The organism is Salmonella sp. NW1250 (assembly GCF_051812965.1).
Lineage (GTDB): Bacteria > Pseudomonadota > Gammaproteobacteria > Enterobacterales > Enterobacteriaceae > Salmonella > Salmonella enterica.
In genome coordinates this window covers 142,078-160,678 of the sequence record NZ_JAMNDD010000006.1, presented here as the reverse complement: position 1 = coordinate 160,678, position 18,601 = coordinate 142,078, and the positions used below count along the sequence as shown (strand labels likewise).

Sequence of the window (18,601 nt, the reverse complement as noted above, 5' to 3'; positions counted from 1 at the left end):
TTTATTTTTCAGTAACATTACGCAATAGACAGTACTGGAAAATGGCGTTAAACCATCGCGAGTCAAAGTCTCTAACCTGTCTCAAAAAAAATACGGCGCCGGGCTTATTCTCAAAAACACTGTCAAATGTTGTTTTACCGCTGGCAACAGCAGCAGCAAATACGGGGAGCAAGGTGACGGAATAGCGGTAGCTGGCATCAGGGGAAATATCGATAACAGGATTTTGTTGTGACATATACCAACGTAAAAGGCCCGGGCCACCAAATTCTGGCCAGCGAGATTCACCATGTTCGCGTAGAAGTTCCTGATACCACTCAAGGATAATACCTTTCATCGTCAACTCAGGAAAAACCGGTGGTAATTTCCCTTGACTCAACCATAATTGCACCTCACTGGCATAAGTCGGGAATGTTGTGCCCAGCTGCTGATACATTCTGTCCAGCAACCTTATCTGCATTTCCTCCGGTGCACCTTTATGAGCCAAAAAAGCACGAAAACGTGTGGCGGAACGTTTAACTTCTGTAATGGGTAAAAACTCCCAGAAAACGGGAAACTCACTTTCAATACGGCTGAGATAATCAATGGACATTTCAAATTTGAACAGCGACATCGCCAACGCTTGTGGATGCTGAACAAGTGCCCGCCATACTTCAAAGGTAGCCAAAGGTAAATACCCGAACTGATCGTATAAATTGCGTAAGAACTGCCAGCCCGAGTGTGCCGGGTCGCTCGCCATTTGTTCCAGAACTAACATAATGGTATTGACATCTGAACGAGGATTAAAAAGCTGCGTTGCTTTTTGTAAAGACTGTATTGCTGTCGCGTTGCTTTGAATTACCGGCTCACCTGCAATAAAGCAAGGTCGAAATGAGGCTTCTTCACCTGGTTTCGGCAGCACCAGCCATGGGCCATTCTTTTGTATTATCGAACTTAGTTCAAATTCACCAACTGGTACACCTTCGCTCATTCTTGACGTCAGCGGTACAACTTTTCTCTCCGGTTCGCTGAGTAACATAATGACGGGCGAAGGGATCTGGCCTGTACGATTACTTATTGAGTTTGCGAGAAGAATCTGCCTGCCACGATCATAGTCCAGACTATATTTATAACGTCGGATCTGCCAGGTAAAAGAACTACCACCTCCTTTTATGCGCATATCAACTGTTTGATCAATTCCTTCCTCTAGGGAGAGTAAATTATCAATATGTTCCCTTAAGCTATATAAAGTAAGCTCTACCGGACATTCTCCCGCACTGTAGTGCCACTCATACCAGGCCTGCATTCCACTACGCGAACGTAAACGTAGTTCAAGCTGGTATCGCGTAGGCTCACCATTTTTTCCGAAAAGATATGCTCTGGCACCCAGAAGATCGTTAATCGTTAAATTTTTCGGGAGAGGCTTCTCATCTTTATCGAACGCAAGACAGCCTCGTGCAGGAAATGGTAACCAAATAACAATCGGGTTTGCAGTGAGGTTTGGTGTTATTTGTAATGAAATTGATGCAGGAGGAATGCCCTCCGCCTTCATCATTATTTCTGTACTACCGGGCAACCGCTTCCGTCCAACTTCAAGTGTTTTTTCCTTCAAGCTATACAAACAAGGGTGCTGAGTAGTAATAATGACAGAGCCTTCGTTCGCCTGTTGTCCATTTTTTATTTCCAGACTAAAATCATTGGGGAGAATGCCAATTTTCTTACGCAGTAACGTTTCATTATTTTCGTTACGCACCGAAATAAACTGTGCTCCCATTTTTTCTTGTACATCACAATTATCTATAAATGTTCCGTTGAAAAAACGCTTGTAATGGTGCGTTGATAGATTCTCAGAATGTTGAGTAATCCCAGGAACACCGAGGAAGAGTTCATCCGGGTAACTTGTCCAATTTAACCGCTTCCCCTGGAAAGAGAATCCAGCATGGATAATCTGATCCCTTCCAGTCTTTATGCGGTACGTTTCGTCGCCTTCAATAATGATATCCTGGCGACCTTTGATGGTCAGAGCACGGCATCCCAAAGCCGAAAAGCCAGAGTCACAATCCTCATGTTCTGAAGCCAGACAACCATCCTTTGGCAGCACAATAAGTACATGGCTGCCACGTACGCTGCAAGAGGCTTGTCCCTGTAACAGCCATTCATTTTTATCAGAAACAAAAACCAATGGAACATCGCCAACCGCAACTTCACTGCCTTCTAAAAGATTGGAGCCGACAAACATACCCCCAGCTCTCGCCACAATAAACAAACTGACCGTAGGATTTCTTCGGTAAAATTTAATCTCGCGCTTACGAACTTTTATTTTTGCCTGGGAGTTACTTAGCGTTGCATAGGCAGGTCCCAGACTTGCGATTTCGTTACCATCTTCATAGATAGCAAGCTCGAAGCGCGTTGTTGAAGGCTCAATATCAATTGAAAAACTCAGCTCTTCAGGCAGAGAAATGAGGGCCTGGACGGCTTCAGGATGATTTTCTGACCATAAAAACTGACAGAGAGTGGTTTTATTCTTTTGAAGGCGGGGTTTTGATTCAGTAGAAGCTGTTCGTAAAAGTCCATTAAGGAAACTGGTACCCGTATCATCATCGAGAGGAACAGGGAAACTGTCACGCCACTTAGGATGAACACGTTCAAGTTCTTTTACGGGTTCGGTATGATTACTCAAATCATAAATTTGAACAAGAGATACTAACTGTTCAGCCATCCGACTAATAAGCTCAACTGAAGTATCCTCTTTGAAAACGACTGGCAGGGATGATTTTTCTACCGCTGCATGGACTAACGCGAACGTGGAAATGTTAGAATATTTAGCCTGATCGTATTGATTTAGAATGAGAGAAAACATCGACTGAAAACGGCTATTAGATTCCTTTAGCAACCTGAAAGGTAGGCCGCCTTCACTGAATAAGGAACCTAAGAAATTCCGCCTTTCTGTGTCATAAAACCGCACTGGACGCCCCCAGTAACCATCCAGGCCTTTAGGGATAATTTTCCCCATCTCCGAGGAAGATGCTGAGATACCTATCGTCTTGTAAATTGGCTCCCATGCCCATCCATACTCCCTTTCATAATCTCTTCGATACCACTCTGAGCAGAACAATGTGAAACAGGCTGCGTACCCTTTATCACTTTTATAACCATCGGGTACCCCTATAGATCGCAGCAGCCATTTCAATTCATCATATTCTTCACTCGTTGCGTGGTATTCATATAACGGACGATGGTCTGGTTGCTTCAATCCTCTGCGGGTGAGGAATTTAGCTAGCCATGGGGTACACTTTAGAATGGATGTGTATTCGGACTGACTCAAAGCAAGCTCCTTGCATTAGAACAGTGAATGGCTGAAAGTTATTATAACATTTTGTTATTTTGAAAAAAAACAGATAACAATAATTGAATTATGAATTTAATTAAATTTGAAATTGATATTAGTTTGATTTTAATCAATAAGCTAAGTTTATTATACGGAGGGCTACTCGCCATTTGTTTTAATCTGTAAGGAGATGATTTGTAGCTCCAAATCTTTTCAACCCCATATCATCCCATTGAACCTCCGGCCAGAACCGTCTTTACGATGGTTAAGGCCTTCTTTTTATCTGCCTGCCTACAAAGGGGTGATATGGAGCTGAATAACGAATACCAAAACTACGAAGACGAGGACGACGAAAGCGCTGACGACCTCCCTCCATCCCACCGCCCGCGCTCTTTCCAGTCCATCATCGGTTGGCTCTACGACAAAGCAGTCAGTGGTATCGCAGGCATCGAATCCGCTGAAATGCTTGCCGCCCGTTATCTTGAGGACGCGAAAGGGTGATGCACAGCTCGCCGCCCGCACCATGATCCACTGGGAGAGAATCATCGCAACTATGTGCTCATGGATTCTTCAACGTAATGACCTCTGACAAAACCCTCAAGCAAGCGATATCAAATATTACTATTTGGCGCAAAGGCGAACAGCGAGCGCCGCATAAGCCGTTATTGCTGTTATATGTCCTCTCGCACTATCGGCAGGGTCACGATCGCCTGTTTGATTATGGTTCTGAAATTCATGAGCAATTGCTGGATTTGCTGGAGCGCTATGGGCCACAGCGCCGTGAACAGCGCCCGGATATGCCGTTCTGGCGTCTGAAGGGCGATGGTTTCTGGGAATTGCAAAACGCGGAATTCTGCTCAACCAGCGGTAGCCGCCAGCCACCTAAACGTGAACTCATTGAATATAATGTTGCTGGTGGGTTTGATGTCGACAATTTCGCGCTGGTAACAAAAAAACGTAAGCTAATCGACACGCTGGCGCAGCAGATCCTTGAGGCGCACTTTCCGACCAGTATTCAGGAAGACATCGCTGACGAGATGGGTTTTGATATTCGCACCTCTCTCCGTCAACGCGATCCGAAGTTCCGCCAGGCGGTGCTACGAGCTTACAATTATCAATGTGCGGTCTGCGGCTTCAATATGCGCCACGACAACGCCCCTATAGCCCTTGAAGCAGCCCATATCAGATGGAAGCAGCATCATGGTCCTTGTGAAGTACCTAATGGCCTGGCGTTGTGCGCAATTCATCATAAAGCGTTCGATCGCGGTTCGATTGGCCTGGATGAAAATATGCGCGTGGTGGTTTCCGACGCGGTGAATGGTGGCGGAGTGGTACAGCGGCTGTTCTGGGATTTTGCGGGGAAAGAGATCGCGTTGCCGCAGATGAAAGAAAATTATCCGGGTGAACGGTTTGTGGAATGGCACAAGAGGGAGGTGTTCAGAGAAGGGCATTGATCTGGGGGAGTATTTTGAGTGTGGTATACGTTATCTGTTAAAAATAGCTCCACATCAAAAGCATCGAAGTAATCGGCCACGGTTCTCGCACTATGGTCTGTAGCGCGCTGGTGGAGTCACACCTGTGGTCAAGCGACGCGTAGAGCGCCAGATGAGTCATCATGAGCGCAAGCGGAATTTATGAGACGCGGCATCTTAAAGAGCACAGGGAGATTGTAAGTAGCCCGATATTGCTGGCTTTTGCTTAGCTTGCTGACGGGATTCGTCGTATGAAACATGAAAATTACCTCATGTTTTATATAAGGATTCGACACTATATCAAAACCGGTAACTCTCAATCTTTCAAAGCTATGTGTCAGATCAGGTCGTGATAAGACACGTAAATTTAAAAATCTATATATCTGGCCAGATAGACTTTTTTATAACAGCTTTATAAATTAAACAAATCTGCCATAGAGACAGATTTGTTTAATTTATAATTAGAGGTTTGCAACGTTATGATATACTTTTTGCACATCATCATCATCTTCAAGGGCATCAACAAGTCCTTCAAAGATTTCTAAATCTTCTGGTGAAAGTTCAACTTCTGATTGAGCAATCATTTCTAATTCTGTTGTTGAAAATTCAGTAATTCCAGCTGCTTTTAGCGCTGCGATTCCTTTATGCAGGTCTGTAGCTTCAGTATAAATAACGATATTCCCTTCTTCTTCGGTTACATCACGAACATCAACTTCAGCATCAAGCAAAATTTCGAAAATATGGTCAGGGTCTGTTCCTTTAAATACAATCACTCCAGTATTGTCAAACATATAGCTGACAGCACCTGCCGCTCCGATATTCCCGCCTTTTTTATTAAAAATTGTGCGGATATTAGCAATCGTACGGTTAACATTAGACGTCAACGTTTCAGCGATAACCATTGAACCATTTGGTCCAAAGCCTTCATAACGCCCTTGCACGAACGTTTCATCTCCGCCACCTTTGGCTTTATCAATGGCTTTATCAATAACATGTTTTGGAACCTGTGCTTGTTTCGCACGTTCAATAACGAATTTTAAAGCTGAGTTTGATTCCGGGTCTGGTTCACCTTGTTTAGCCGCAGCATAGATTTCTACACCAAATTTTGCATATACTTTAGACGTTGCACCGTCTTTCGCCGTTTTTTTAGCAACAATATTTGCCCATTTACGTCCCACTGGAAACATCTCCTCAAAAAATTATTTACATTAATGAAAGGTTAATAACCTACATGTTTTTCTGCCGCATTATATCATAATATATAAATTCTCGTCTATGAGAAATAAAAATATCCAGCTTTTACGGGGGATTACTTTGATTTTAACAATGGCTAATATGGTGGGTAAGTCATTTTTTAATTTTCTTCTGGTTCTTTTTTATTTTTAATAATTGAATCGCAGCAATAACGTCTTATTGATGGTGGTTTCGCTCATCAGGTGAGGTGGAACGCTTGCACGTCTTGCGACATATTGTGGCAGAAACTTAATGGCGAAATTAAGAGCCTATCCCATTAGGGCTATTTTACTTGCCATTTTGGACCTGGGCAGTGCTCAAAATCCTCACGTACTACGTGTACGCTCCGGTTTTTGCGCGCTGTCCGTGTCCAAACTGGCTGCGCCAATAACGCCTGGTGGGATAGTCTCTAAGACGATATATTCCCGCCTTGAGCCGCGTTAATTTGTTGCATACTTTTAAACGGAGGTATACCTCTTGTAGGCTATACCTCCTGCTTCACGTTATCGCGCGATTAACGCAAATACGCCCCAGCCAAAGTATTCTCGCGTCCAGGTGACGTGACGTTTGGAGGCTGCCGTCAGTTCTGTTCGAACCTCTTGCGCAAACTCATCGTCAGGGTTTTCCTCCAGCCAGCGGCGCATGGTCATCCACTTCGCGGCTTCATATCTGTCCCAGCCTTGCGGGTCCGCCAGCACCATTTCCACTACGTCATAGCCGAGTTGGTCGAAAAAGGCGACCAGTTCGGGCAGGGGGCGAAAATCGGCGACGGATGAGGCGCCACAGGCGTGGGCGATCTCTTCCGTTGCGGGGATCCGACGCCAGTACGGTTCACCGATGAGAATGATCCCGCCTGGTTTGAGGCTTTTGGCCAGCAGATCTATTGTCCCCGCGACACCGCTCGCAATCCAGGTCGCGCCTACGCAGGCCGCCACGTCATATTTTTCCTCGTCGATATAACCGGCCGCGTCGTTATGAATAAAATGTACGTATTCACTGACGCCGAGCTCTTCTGCACGTTGTTTTGCCTGTGTGGTGAAGAGCGGGCTTATGTCAATACCAGTACCTGTAACACCGTAATCGCGAGCCCAGGTGCAGAGCATCTCACCCGAACCGCTACCGAGATCGAGAATCCGCGTGCCTGGCTTCATGCGTAACGCATGGCCCAGTGTGGCGTACTTTTCCGCTGTAAACGGATTATGGATACGGTGTTCGCTTTCGCTAATGGTAAAAATACGTGGGATATCCATTGGGTTATTCCTTTTACTGAGGGCGATTCCCTCAGAAGTGGATGCTTTTTCAGCCAGCAGCGCAAACAGCTTGCCTGCAAAAGTCTCGCCGACCGGCCAGGTGTGACTGTCCGGGCGCTGCAACACAGTGAAGCCAGCATCACCAAGCAGGCTGATATATTCATCATCGCGCCAGGCCTTCATTTGACTGCCGAAACGGGTGGTACAGCCATTTTCCGCTATCGCCCAGAACTGCGTTGAGCTGGTTTGGGCCTCTTCATCCCAGGCATTTTCCGTTAACAGCAGATGAGGCTCGGCAAGAAACAGGCCGTGCGGACAACGCTGCCAGCATGGCTGCGCCATGCCCTGGCGTTTAACTTCATCGAAGGTATGCACTTCAACAAGCAGTTTGCCGTCCGGTTTCAACCACTGCGCGCAATGACTGATGAGGCTTTGCGCATCCGCAGCGCTAAAGACATTCAGTTCCCCAAACGTCATCATAATGAAATCGAAAGGTTCCGTGGGGGGGTATGTACGAATATCTTGCTGAATGTAGTCAATATTCAGGTTTGCGGCTTGCGCCTGCTGGCGAGCCCATGTGATGGATGCCGGAGAGAAATCTACGCCTGTGCAGTGAAACCCACGCTCCGCTAACAGGCGGGTATAAAAACCGGGTCCACAGCCGAGATCCAGAATGCGGGCGCCAGCGGGTAACTGACGGGTAATCCATGTTACCTGTTGCTCAATCACGGTTAGCCGGCGGCTGGCCCAGTCGTGGTCCTGTGACAGATGATTTTCCAGCATGCGTTGGCTGAAGGCTGGCTCGTCCCAGGGGATTTTGCCTTCATCGGGTAATAGCCGAATGCGATGCGTTGCAAAAATAACGGCGCTGATATCCATCATCATCTCCTTAGCGATTATCAGGCTGGGCGCGAACGTTGTTCAGCCCGGTTGTATTAATGCGGTAGGGCTGACCGTTAACGGATTTGATCAGCTTTTTGGTTTTGAGTTTTTTGAATACAGCGAGCGTGCAATCGGCGAGCAACAGCCCTTCGCGGCTATAGCACTCAACGGCGGTGACGCGGCCTGACGCATCGCGGATGTGTGTAATGCGTCCGCCTTTGGCGAGAACGTGTAAGGTACGTTGTTCCTGACGGGATAAATTCATACTGAAGAACCTGTTTAATCATCATAGGCAAAACGTGCAAACACACTGCGGTGTCCGCATTCGATTTCGGCACATTGATAATCAGTCCGGCCTGAAAAGGTCGGGGAACTGATTATCAGATGATGACATTCTCCAGCATCAAAGCCTCGGGTTGAGTTGAAAGGTATTTACGTCGTGAATGATAACACCTGATTTCTGTAAGTGAATAACCGGGAGTGAAAAGTGTGATCTCAAAGGGAGGATCATGCGTTTAGCGTATCAGATGAATAGCTCCCGCAATTACCATAATGAATATTGATTAAACTCATATACCCGATAATGGCCGCTTTGATAGTCTCGGCGTATCTTTTTAGCCATTGACAGGGTTGTTGCGTTGGAAATCTTTTTTTAACCCACTGAAAAATATCACTTAAATATTTTTCATACATAAACATTTATGGTCCGCTGAGTTCGGATCCGGTTTTGTATGGGTTAAAAAAGGTACGTTATGAAAGTCATATGGACTGTCACTCCTGTGGGGTATCAGCGCATAGCGAAACGTTGCCCTTCATGCAGCGTAAAACGGGACTTCACGCCTTCTGGGGCATTTCGGGTTAATTCGCAAAAGAAGGTACTCGATGTCTGGAGTATCTATAAATGCACACACTGCGATTACACCTGGAATATCTCCCTGTTCTCGCGCCTGCCAGTCAGCAAAATTAACCGCGATCTTTATGGCCGACTGATGGCGAATGATGCTGCCACGGTGCAATATTTTGCTTATGACAACGCGATCCTGAAGCGAAACAATGCTGAATTATCGGGGCAGCCTGATTTTCACATTCAGGAACGGTGGCTGGTCAGTATCGCCTCCCACAAGCAGGTCAGTGTTAGCGTCAGGATTTCCCGTTCTTTTCAGGTCAGCCTGCTGTCGATTTTGAAGAAGCAACTCCTGTTAAGCGCAGCCGAAATCAAGAGACGGATTGAAACAGGGCAAATAAGTGGCGTCACGGTGAAAATGCTTAAATCGCGAAAACTGAAGAATGCAAAATATGATTTGCAGCTCTCAGTTGAAACACTGTATGACCGGCGAAGGATTGTTCTGACCCGTCGATAAAAACAATAAGCTCACCTTACGTTTAAGTGTGCTGGTATGGCAACGACGCAACGGAATGAAAGAAGGACTAAGGGACAGGTGAGCTTTAGTTGAATAACCCTTGTCTGTGGCATTCAGTGAAGGCTGAATGCCATGGATAATCCAGATTTTCGCACCAGTGATGATATTGTATGGATTCTTTGCGCAAGCCAGCAGAATGACAAAGGGCGATGGGTTACAATTATCTGTAGAGTAAACAAAAGGAATATAATGTGGCGCTATACAATATCTCTGAGAAAATACTGACTACCCTTGAAAAAACATCTTTCACCATCGAAAGGCTGCAGGAACGCTATGATCTTCAGGAGGCTATCAAGAAGAATATTGATATTGTCGCGCCGGGCTGCCTTGTCATATCCGAAGAATTCTCTGATTGGGAGGATAGTCGGCGGAGGATTGATTTATTAGCGATTGACAAGCAGGCCAATTTGGTTGTCATTGAACTGAAACGTGATGAAATCGGCGCGCATATGGAACTGCAGGCGCTAAGGTATGCGGCAATGATTTCAACGATGAGTTTTGCGAAAGCATGCGAATATTATCAGGCATATCTTTGGAAGCATGGGATCGATGAGAATGCAAAAGAGAAGTTACTGGATTTTGTGGAGTTAGAAGAAAACGAACTCGCTGATTTTGGTAAAGATATTCGCATCGTTCTGGCATCAGCGGATTTCAGTAAAGAATTAACGACAACCGCAATATGGCTAAGAGATAAAGGTGTCGATATTCGCTGTGTTCGCTTAACGCCTTACAACTTTAAGGGTGAAGTGCTGATTAATGCTGAACAAATAATACCAGTCCCTGAACTGGAAGAATATCAGGTCAGATTCAGAGAGAAACGCACGGAACAAATTATTAGCAGTCAAAAGTCGGAGAGGGATTATTCCTTATATAAATATAAAGGAAAAACCTTCAATAAACGGAAGCTTGCACTTGAACTTTTCACTGACTGGATTAATAAACATAATCCTGCGAATATAGATGATCTCAAGAATAAATTGAGTGAAGACTTACAGAAAAGAACAGTAGCACTGGTTGAGCAGATCCCTGAAAAAAGGAAAAACAGATATCATATGCAGGAAGATGCGTTGATTGAGTTGCCGTCCGGTGAGCGTATTGCTATATCGAATCAATGGGGGTTAGGGACTATAGAACTGCTTATTGATTTTGTTCGTCAGGATAATTTTGTAGTTGAAAAAGTGGGTTGACAGGAAGTAATAATAAAATAGATCCCATTCATTAATGGGATCTCACGTTTCATCCGATACGAAGACCCTGGTCTCTTTGTCAGTAGCATCATAATTACGCAAGCCTCTTTACTTTGCTTATCATTTATATTTAATGTAAATATTCACTCAACACCATTAAAAAATAAGAAAAAATGACTCACTGTTGAGCTTATATTAATACCTGAACCACTGAATTAGAGTAATGTGACGCTATCTATAGCGTAATTTTTTCTGTTGCGGTTACAGGGGGAGGAATGCACACCTTTAGACCATACTCACTAAGGCATAGCGATCTGTTATATGACGATATTCCGTTAGAAATACGCGAGCAAATAATCTTATTGATTATCAATACGCTAGGAAATTGCTCCTCTTTTTATGATATGACATTATACTGCTATCATAATAGTCATTCTGACGAAGTTTATCGAAGAATATGTAAAACGTTGCGCAAAGAGTATGGATTATTCACCTTATATGCGCATTCAACGTCATATCTGGATGAAATGAGTAATCTGTTATTAAAAACAGATGATAAAAGAAAGCATATTGATACCATTGAGCTTGCTTTTAACTATATAGATAACTACCTTCGAACCTATGAAGTTACGCTTGGGTTAGAACCGGATAAGGCGATTAGTGAATTAAATAATATATTTCATGAGCATAGTTTAAAATATCGATATGAAAATGGTAGAATTGTAAGGTTGCGCAGAATAAAACGGCTTAAAAACATATGTTATTATTTGTACTCTCCTGGAGAGTATGGCTTTGTCGAATATGATCTTATGGAAGCGTATAATCGCCTGATGCTTAATGATTTTTCCTGTGTCGTAAAGGAATGTCATGCAGCCTTCAGAAGCGTTCTTCTCAGAATTCATGAGAGAAAAGGTATCGTGTATCATGAACAAGATAGTTTAAATACACTAATGGCTAATCTGATGGCGAGAGGCGTTATATCTGCTGAATATGTACATAAATTTCATTTTTTAAGTGACGTGCTGGAGTCAGAAATATTTCTGCCGATGGCGCAAGAAAAATCGCATCATCACTACGCAATGATGCTCCGTATCTCTGAAGAGTTGGCCTGTAGTATTTATTATCTTACTGAGCGGAGTATATTTTTTCTTACCCAGCGGGCTGAAGAAGACAGTGTCGCGCCATAATAATGATCGCGCTGTCGCTCAGTCAGACTGGATCATCGTTATTTAAATTTGTTCAGACGTCGGAATTTTTTGTTCTGCCGTCTGTTTTTTTAGTGATGAGCTGTTCAGTGCAATAATAAGGGGTACAGTACGATGACTGATTTTTAAACTGCATATCATCTGTGTCGCATTTACTCATGGGTATTGGGTCAGGGAGAGAGAAGAATGAGCACTATTTTAAAGCCTTTTTTATTGGCAGTAACCCTGATGTTAATCTTAATAAGGCCTGGCTTTGCAACGGAGGATGGAGCGATAACCATGGTTAAAACCTACAGCGCTTATGACTATTTGCAGACCCGAGCGCGGTTGATGCACGCTGTCGCCGATCACGGTCTGGTGTTATTTGGGGAATTTGATCATGCCAGAGCGGCACAGAATGTTAACCTGAAAATGCCGCCGACAACGGTTCTGGTCTTTGGCAATCCTAAAGGCGGAACGCCTCTCATGCTGGCGCATCCCGAACTGGCGCTGGATTTACCGTTTCGGGTGCTCATTAGCCAGCAAGCCGATGGGCGAACGTTAGTCAGTTATCATCCCGCTGAAACGCTGCAACGTTATGGTCTTGATGCCGCAGACATACAGGCTTTGAAAAAACTGGAACAGCTCGTTGAAAAAAGTCTCCACTAAAGCTGAAAATCGGGCGATGTGTTTGCACGGGTGATGTCGCGAATAAATGCGCTCACATCGTCCATTACCTGATGCGACAGGGCGGCATCGAACGTGGCGCTATCAGCATCACAGAACCCGTGCCGCGCATCGTACATTTTACACTGCACCCGGGGGCGCTTTTCCAGCGTCTGTCGCATGGCGAGGGGATCAAACGCCGGCTCATAACGCGCGATAATAACCAGTGTCGGACAGAGAGGCGCAAGATGAAGGTACTGGCGTATACGGGAACCGTAATAGCAAATGACGCCATCGCATAACCCACTGGCTGCACTTAGCCATGCGAGCGTTGCGCCGACGCTATATCCTATGACGATTAACGTCTCATACTGCGTTCTGAGATCGTGGAGTAACGTGGTAACGACGGCGGGATCAAAGCCGACATTTGCTGAAAAGTGACGGTAAGCCTCCTCCTGCTGTTCATAGCGAAAGGGGGTATGGTGAGGAAACAGCGCGGGAATATAGATGTCGAATCCGCGCGTCATCCATTCATGGCCTGCGCGTTGGATATGAGCGTTAATACCATAAATTTCATGCAGAATAATCGCTGCCCGGCGATGGCGGCTCGACAGACTGGAGGCGTTGCTTCCCCCGGATACGCCTGGGGCGAAAAACACGGTGTCTTTTATCATAACGCGTTCTTGATACAAAGAGAGCGGCTGGATTTTCGCCGATCACGCTATGTCAGAGGCGTTGTTCCTGTCAATGTACAGACACATTTTATGGCGTAATTTTTGGTTGATAAATTTTATATTGGTAAACCAATATGCTGTTCATATTCAGGCATCAGGGCTAAAGGTGGAACATCAGTCGTGTATTGTCTACTGCCTTTCCTTTCATCTGGCTTCACTAACGAAACGGGGCGCATTATTGTTTTGTTGGTTGACCAGTTTCGCGTTTTTGGTGTGCTACGCGTGCTATCCCTCTTTACAAATGCTATAGTCTGATACCGGGAAATCGCATCGGACGGGCACGACCAATATGAAATCAAACACTTCTCAGCAAAGACCTTACCAGGAAGTGGGCGCAATGATACGGGATCTGATTGTGCAGACGCCGTACCGCCCCGGGGAGCGCTTGCCGCCGGAAAGAGAGATCGCTGAGAGGCTCAATGTGACGCGTACCGTCGTGCGTGAAGCGCTGATCATGCTGGAAATTAAAGGTCTGGTTGAAGTCCGCCGCGGCGCCGGGATCTACGTGCTCGACAGTGCGGATAATAACGAGATGGAAGGCGCTGACGTCAATCACTGTAATGACGCCGGGCCGTTTGAACTGTTACAGGCGCGTCAGTTGCTGGAAAGCAATATCGCTGAATTTGCCGCTCTGCAGGCCACCCGCGAAGACATCATTAAAATGCGCCAGGCGTTACAACTGGAAGAGCGAGAGCTCGCCTCCAGCGCGCCGGGCGGCTCAGAAAGCGGCGATATGCAGTTTCATCTGGCCATTGCCGAAGCGACCCATAACAGTATGTTGGTAGAGCTCTTCCGTCAGTCCTGGCAATGGCGTGAAAATAATCCGATGTGGCTCCAGCTTCATAGCCATCTGGGCGATACGCTTTACCGTAAGGAGTGGCTGGTCGATCATAAGCAGATCCTCGCGGCGTTAATTAAGAAAGACGCCCGCGCAGCGAAGCTGGCGATGTGGCAGCACCTGGAAAACGTGAAGCAGCGTCTGCTGGAGTTTTCCAATGTTGATGACATCTACTTTGATGGCTATCTGTTTGAGTCATGGCCGCTGGACAACGTTGATGCCTGATTATACCTGGAATAGCGTGGGCAGGCCCAGTCCACGTTTTACTTCCTGTAGCGTCTTTTGAGTGACCTCATGCGCCCGCTCGCTACCTTTTTTCAGCAATTCCATTAGCATTCCCTTATCCGCAATAAAGGTTGCCCGCCGTTCGCGTATTGGCGCGATCAGTTCTTGCAGGCAGGTCTCCAGCTCATTTTTACAGGCACGGTCGCCTAATCCGCCTTGTTGATAATGTGCTTTCATCGCCGCGACTTTGGCTTTATCCGGATGGAACGCATCCAGCCACGTAAAGACGACGTTACCTTCTATTTTTCCCGGATCGCTAATTTTTAAATGATTGGGATCGGTGTACATCGCGCTGACCGCACGGTGGATGGTCTCTTCGCTGGCGGAAAGAAGCAGGGTATTGCCGAGCGATTTCGACATCTTGGCGCTGCCGTCAATGCCGGGCAGACGACCCGTATCGCTCAGGAGCGCCTGACAGGGTCGCAATACCGGCGAGGAGAAAAGACTATTCATCTTATGAACGATCTCATTCGTTTGCTCAATCATGGGCAATTGGTCGTCGCCAACCGGTACCATTTCGGCCTTAAAGGCGGTGATATCTGCCGCCTGGCTAATGGGATACGCCATGAACCCGACCGGCAGGGAACGGGTAAAGCCTTTTTGGGCAATCTCATTTTTTACCGTAGGATTACGCTCCACCCGGGCGACGGTAACAATATTCATATACAGCACCGTTAATTCAGCGAGGGCGGGTAACGCGGATTGCAGGCAGATCGTCGTCAGCGTGGGATCGATGCCGACGGCCAGATAGTCAGCTAACACTTGCGGAATATTATCGCGGATTTTTTGCGGATTACTGCCGTTATCGGTGAGTCCCTGCAGGTCGGCAATCAGGACATACTGTTGGTGATCCTGCTGTAGCGCGACGCGCTGGCGCAGTGAACCGACATAATGGCCGAGGTGCAGCGAGCCGGTAGGGCGATCGCCAGTCAGAATGATGGGAAGGGTGTTCATTAAGGACTCCTTTATGCTTACTGTAAAGCCGAAAGACGTCCCGAAACGCAGTAGCCGCCTTTCGGCGGCTACTTAAAAAGGGATAGTGATCCGTGCCGCCTTCAGGAAGGCAGCCACCAGCGGAGATGACGTTGCGTAGCGTTGGATCGTTTCGTGTTCATGTGATCTAACGTATCACGACTAAACGTAAGGGTAAAGCGGCTGGCGTGTCGTCCGGGCATAAAGTCATATCGCCTGAACAGAGAACATGTTACTGACTTTGAAACGCGATTTTATAATTTGCTGCCCAAAAATACGTGGCGCTGAAAGGCGCATTTTTGATGCAAATCATTTATTACTGTGATAACACTGCGCGCGATAAAAACATTAAATATATTCACATAGTAAATATGTTCTATTGGAATGGTTGTTTTCGATATGACAAAAGTCTAAAAAACCCATTGATGTGAAAAGGAATAAGAATTGTCTATATTCCGATTCGGTGTAATTAAGTAATTTCTCGGATAAAAATAAGAAATGATATTGATATTTCTTTTTTGATATGGTTCTTATAGCGGCTATGGTTATTCAGGAAACGATGCTTGAATGCCTGGCGTAATAGATTTCAGGTCAGTAGCGCTATTGTAAAATGGATTGTTGATGGCAGAAGGTATTTAGCAAGAATCCAGTTATAGCAGATTGTCGGTATTTAATCTGGTATACAGAGACACCAACGAAATGGCTGGAAAATGGAACGTTCTTTCATTGTTGGCGTTCCGTCCTTGTCAGCCTGCTTTGCCGCATGATAATCACGGAGGGGGGATGGACGCCATCTATTTAAAACTGGACGGTATTGAAGGCGAAAGCCGGATCAAAGGTTTTGAAAACCAAATAAAACTTATTGCTTACAACCACAACCCGACAAAACGGGAGTCCGGCGAAGCGAGAGGGACATATATTGGAGGGTTGACGCTGACAAAGCCAGTCGATCTTGCTACACCAGGCCTCTATGAGCACTATTGTAACGGGAAAACGGTGAAAGAAGGCGTGCTGACATTATGCCGTCGTGATAAGGGCGCAATGCTGCCATTTATTATTTATACTCTCACCAATGTGCGAATTTCACGCATGAGCAATCATGGCGACGCCGAAGGCAGCGCCACGGAGACCGTGGATTTGGTTTATAGCCATATTCGCTGGGATATTCCCGCATTAGCGTCGAAAAGCAAAACACGGCGGCCTCTTCACCGACAGGCGCTGTGGCGATGAGGACAAAACAAGCTTGCGGACTCGCAGTGGGCGATGCTGTATAGCGAAATGGCATTTAGCGGCTTGCGAAGGCTGGTGAGCGCTCATGTAACCAATCGATTGCCTGAAAAGGCGATAACGCATGGCCCTTACACCCGTTATGATTTTTACGCATAGCCGCTAATAAAACGGCATTTTTTATATACACATCAAGTTGATAGTGTGTTTCTGACCTTGACGTAAATAAGCGGGAAAAGCGATGAAACACACCATTGGGATACTGGGGGGGATGGGACCTGCGGCAACGGCGGATATGTTGGAAAAATTTGTTGAATTGCGACATGCCAGTTGTGATCAACAACACATCCCGCTCATTGTCAGCTCTATCCCTGATATTCCCGATCGTACAGCATGTCTGTTATCCGGCGGGCCTTCGCCATACCGTTATCTGGAGCGTTATCTGCATATGCTGGAAGACGCCGGGGCAGAGTGTATCGTTATCCCATGCAACACTGCGCATTATTGGTTTGATGATTTACAGAACGTCGCGAAAGCGCGAATGATCAGCATCCTGGACGCCACCCTGGGGGATATTCCGCCATCGGCGCGGCACGTTGGTCTGCTGGCGACCAATGCGACGCTGGCGACCGGGCTATATCAAAAGAAAGCGCTGGCGCGGGGGCTGACGCTAATTCAGCCAGAAGACGCGGGGCAGGCGTTGGTAATGCAGGCTATTTATACGCTTAAACGTGGCGATAAAACTGCGGCGCAAGCGCTGCTGCTGCCGCAAATCGATAGCCTTATTGCCCGTGGCGCTCAGGCAATTATTATGGGGTGTACCGAAATTCCGCTTATTGTGGCCGGACATGAACGCGCGATAGCGTGCCCGATGATTGATTCCACAGCGTCGCTGGTGCGCGCGGCGATTCGTTGGTATGAGTCCTGGCCGGACACCCGCGCCTCTTTGACCGGGGAACAACGCCTTACCGCCTGAGGTGTTTACAGCGCGGCCTGAAGCCCACGCAGGTCGCGCCAAAATGTTTCGGCTACCTGACTCATGCGGGTATTCATGCGATAAGCATAAGCCTGGATCGGAATAACCAGTTCGTCGGCATCAAGCACTATCAGGCGTCCGTCGGTAATCTCCTGACGGATAGCATACTCGGGCAACCAGGCGATTCCGCAGCCGTCCATCGCAACCTGTTTTAACAATTCACTCATCGAAGAGACGAAAAATGTACTGAAACTCAGTTCAGCATGGCGAGTCAGGGTTCGATTTATCAGCCGGCCCATATAGGAGTTCTGACTGTAATTAAGCAGGGGAAAGTGCGGCTGCTCAAGCGTATAGCGCGGCTCGCCCCGGCCATTGCTGGCGCAAACCGGAAACAGTCTCGACTCAAACAGGCGGATGTTATCAAACGGCGCTTGTTGCAGGTTTTCATCGTGATAAGAAAAGATAAAATCGCTTTGTCCCTCACGTAACATATCCACCGCCTGGTCGACATCTATCGCCTCAACGGCGTAGGTAAACTGCGTCGGCATCTGCTTAACGATGGTCGGCAACAGGCCGAGGGAGAGCGAGTGGGCGGCGGCAATCTTGATTTTACGCAGCGTATAATCGCTGCCGCCGCGCAGTTCGGTCAGATTACTTTCCAGTTGCTGTAACAGGTGGCGAACCTGGGAGTGAAAGATTTTACCCTGTTCGGAAAGCTGTAGCGGCGAGACCTGTCGGTTAAACAGTTCAACGCCCACGGCATGTTCCAGGGCGCGAATCCGCCGGCTAAAAGCGGGTTGCGATACGTTGCGGATAATGGCGGCCTGAGAGAAATTGCGGCACTTTTCCAGCGTCAGAAAATCATATAACCATTTTGTCTCAATATTGTGCAAACCTGCTCCAGTTACATCCATTTACCGTTATCCTGTCAGCCGCCCGAAGGGGCATTCTACGTCCATTCGGGCGGCTG

16 protein-coding genes are annotated in these 18,601 nt (G+C 46.7%); 9 read left to right on the top strand and 7 right to left on the bottom strand.

Annotation, left to right across the window (positions count from 1 at the left end; genetic code table 11):
* Position 1 precedes the first annotated feature (1 nt).
* Positions 2-3,301, bottom strand: coding sequence for an STY4851/ECs_5259 family protein (locus NBA72_RS12650; RefSeq protein ID WP_023194730.1), 3,300 nt, complete (start codon positions 3,299-3,301; stop codon positions 2-4).
* A gap of 309 nt (positions 3,302-3,610) precedes the next feature.
* Here NBA72_RS12650 and NBA72_RS12645 point away from each other — a divergent pair, with 309 nt between their 5' ends.
* Positions 3,611-3,805 (top strand): hypothetical protein, encoded by a 195-nt coding sequence (locus NBA72_RS12645; protein WP_000422448.1) that lies wholly within the window; start codon positions 3,611-3,613, stop codon positions 3,803-3,805.
* A gap of 77 nt (positions 3,806-3,882) precedes the next feature.
* The gene (locus tag NBA72_RS12640) at positions 3,883-4,758 is read left to right on the top strand and encodes a phosphorothioated DNA-binding restriction endonuclease (protein WP_042947800.1); all 876 of its coding nucleotides are present in this window, start codon (positions 3,883-3,885) and stop codon (positions 4,756-4,758) included.
* A gap of 479 nt (positions 4,759-5,237) precedes the next feature.
* Here NBA72_RS12640 and NBA72_RS12635 read toward each other — a convergent pair whose 3' ends face one another.
* The 3 genes from NBA72_RS12635 to NBA72_RS12625 form a co-directional block, all read right to left on the bottom strand.
* Positions 5,238-5,954 (bottom strand): YebC/PmpR family DNA-binding transcriptional regulator, encoded by a 717-nt coding sequence (locus tag NBA72_RS12635; protein ID WP_000532939.1) that lies wholly within the window; start codon positions 5,952-5,954, stop codon positions 5,238-5,240.
* Between the two features lie 558 nt (positions 5,955-6,512).
* Positions 6,513-8,144, bottom strand: a complete 1,632-nt coding sequence (locus tag NBA72_RS12630; RefSeq protein ID WP_077917526.1) for a class I SAM-dependent methyltransferase — start codon at positions 8,142-8,144, stop codon at positions 6,513-6,515.
* Between the two features lie 4 nt (positions 8,145-8,148).
* Complete coding sequence (locus NBA72_RS12625) at positions 8,149-8,406, bottom strand: YjhX family toxin (protein WP_001054380.1); 258 nt, start codon at positions 8,404-8,406, stop codon at positions 8,149-8,151.
* A 487-nt stretch (positions 8,407-8,893) separates the two neighbouring features.
* Here NBA72_RS12625 and NBA72_RS12620 point away from each other — a divergent pair, with 487 nt between their 5' ends.
* The 4 genes from NBA72_RS12620 to NBA72_RS12605 all read left to right on the top strand — a co-directional run bounded on the left by NBA72_RS12620 (position 8,894) and on the right by NBA72_RS12605 (position 12,602).
* Positions 8,894-9,502: a DUF1062 domain-containing protein gene (locus tag NBA72_RS12620; RefSeq protein ID WP_000864866.1), complete on the top strand. Its 609-nt coding sequence runs from the start codon at positions 8,894-8,896 to the stop codon at positions 9,500-9,502.
* 251 nt (positions 9,503-9,753) lie between these two features.
* Positions 9,754-10,749, top strand: coding sequence for a membrane protein (locus tag NBA72_RS12615; RefSeq protein WP_001240360.1), 996 nt, complete (start codon positions 9,754-9,756; stop codon positions 10,747-10,749).
* A gap of 275 nt (positions 10,750-11,024) precedes the next feature.
* The gene (locus NBA72_RS12610) at positions 11,025-11,936 is read left to right on the top strand and encodes an STM4504/CBY_0614 family protein (RefSeq protein ID WP_042947795.1); all 912 of its coding nucleotides are present in this window, start codon (positions 11,025-11,027) and stop codon (positions 11,934-11,936) included.
* Positions 11,937-12,140: 204 nt separating this feature from the next.
* Complete coding sequence (locus NBA72_RS12605) at positions 12,141-12,602, top strand: DUF302 domain-containing protein (RefSeq protein WP_001654330.1); 462 nt, start codon at positions 12,141-12,143, stop codon at positions 12,600-12,602.
* On the opposite strand, the gene NBA72_RS12600 is transcribed toward NBA72_RS12605, so the two are convergent.
* A complete protein-coding gene (locus NBA72_RS12600; protein WP_042947792.1) occupies positions 12,599-13,273 on the bottom strand; it encodes a dienelactone hydrolase family protein in 675 nt (224 codons plus the stop codon). The genes NBA72_RS12605 and NBA72_RS12600 overlap by 4 nt on opposite strands.
* Positions 13,274-13,622: 349 nt before the next feature.
* On the opposite strand from NBA72_RS12600, the gene uxuR reads away from it, so the two are divergent.
* Positions 13,623-14,396 (top strand): Uxu operon transcriptional regulator, encoded by a 774-nt coding sequence (gene uxuR, locus NBA72_RS12595; protein WP_000841654.1) that lies wholly within the window; start codon positions 13,623-13,625, stop codon positions 14,394-14,396.
* Here uxuR and trpS read toward each other — a convergent pair whose 3' ends face one another.
* Positions 14,397-15,410 (bottom strand): tryptophan--tRNA ligase, encoded by a 1,014-nt coding sequence (trpS, locus tag NBA72_RS12590; protein ID WP_042947789.1) that lies wholly within the window; start codon positions 15,408-15,410, stop codon positions 14,397-14,399.
* 717 nt (positions 15,411-16,127) lie between these two features.
* Here trpS and NBA72_RS12585 point away from each other — a divergent pair.
* Positions 16,128-16,658 carry an Hcp family type VI secretion system effector gene (locus tag NBA72_RS12585; protein ID WP_000907671.1) on the top strand — a complete coding sequence of 177 codons (531 nt, stop codon included), beginning with the start codon at positions 16,128-16,130 and terminating at the stop codon, positions 16,656-16,658.
* A 238-nt stretch (positions 16,659-16,896) separates the two neighbouring features.
* Complete coding sequence (locus NBA72_RS12580) at positions 16,897-17,631, top strand: aspartate/glutamate racemase family protein (RefSeq protein WP_000683247.1); 735 nt, start codon at positions 16,897-16,899, stop codon at positions 17,629-17,631.
* A gap of 5 nt (positions 17,632-17,636) precedes the next feature.
* On the opposite strand, the gene hypT is transcribed toward NBA72_RS12580, so the two are convergent.
* Positions 17,637-18,545 (bottom strand): hypochlorite stress DNA-binding transcriptional regulator HypT, encoded by a 909-nt coding sequence (hypT, locus tag NBA72_RS12575; protein ID WP_000383513.1) that lies wholly within the window; start codon positions 18,543-18,545, stop codon positions 17,637-17,639.
* Positions 18,546-18,601: the final 56 nt, after the last annotated feature.